The organism is Arthrobacter sp. TB 26, from assembly GCF_000427315.1.
Classification (GTDB): Bacteria; Actinomycetota; Actinomycetes; order Actinomycetales; family Micrococcaceae; genus Arthrobacter.
The window spans coordinates 17,109-17,841 of sequence record NZ_AUPJ01000481.1; the positions used below are offsets into that span (position 1 = coordinate 17,109).

Here is a 733-nt window from a genome sequence, read left to right on the forward strand (position 1 = left end):
TCCCCCCGGCCATCCCCGCGGAGTTCATCCCGCGGCACGTCGCCATTGTTATGGACGGCAACGGCCGCTGGGCCAACCAGCGCGGGCTGCCCCGGATCGAGGGCCACAAGGCGGGGGAGCCGGCCCTGCTGGATGTCGTGGCGGGAGCCATCGAGCTTGGCATCGAGCACCTCAGTGTCTATGCGTTCTCCACCGAGAACTGGCGCCGCTCGCCTGAGGAGGTGCGCTTCCTGATGGGTTTTAACAAGGACGTGCTACGTCGCCAGCGCAACCAGCTGGACGAATGGGGTGTGCGGATCCGCTGGTCCGGCCGGCGTCCCAGGCTGTGGGGCTCGGTGATCCGCGAACTGGAGGAGGCCGAGGACTTCACCCGCGGCAACAGCACGTGCACCCTGAACATGTGTGTTAACTACGGCGGGCGCGCCGAAATTGCGGATGCGGTGTCCGCAATCGCGGAAGAAGTGGCGGCCGGGCGGCTCAAGCCGGGCGCCATCACCGAGAAGACGATCCAGAAATATCTGGACGAGCCGGACCTGCCGGACGTCGACCTGTTCCTGCGCAGCTCCGGCGAGCAGCGGCTCTCCAACTTCATGCTCTGGCAGTCGGCCTACGCGGAGTTCGTCTTTATGGACACCCTGTGGCCCGACGTGGACCGGCGCACCCTGTGGGATGCGGTCGAAATCTATGCCCAGCGGGATCGCCGCTACGGCGGCGCGGTGGACGCGGCGGCCCC

Annotated in this window: 1 pseudogene (running past both ends of the window); it reads left to right on the forward strand. The window is 67.3% G+C overall.

Features of this window, described 5'->3' with window-relative positions:
* A pseudogene (locus K789_RS0118665) lies at window positions 1-733 on the forward strand (isoprenyl transferase) (it extends past both window edges: 77 nt to the left, 94 nt to the right).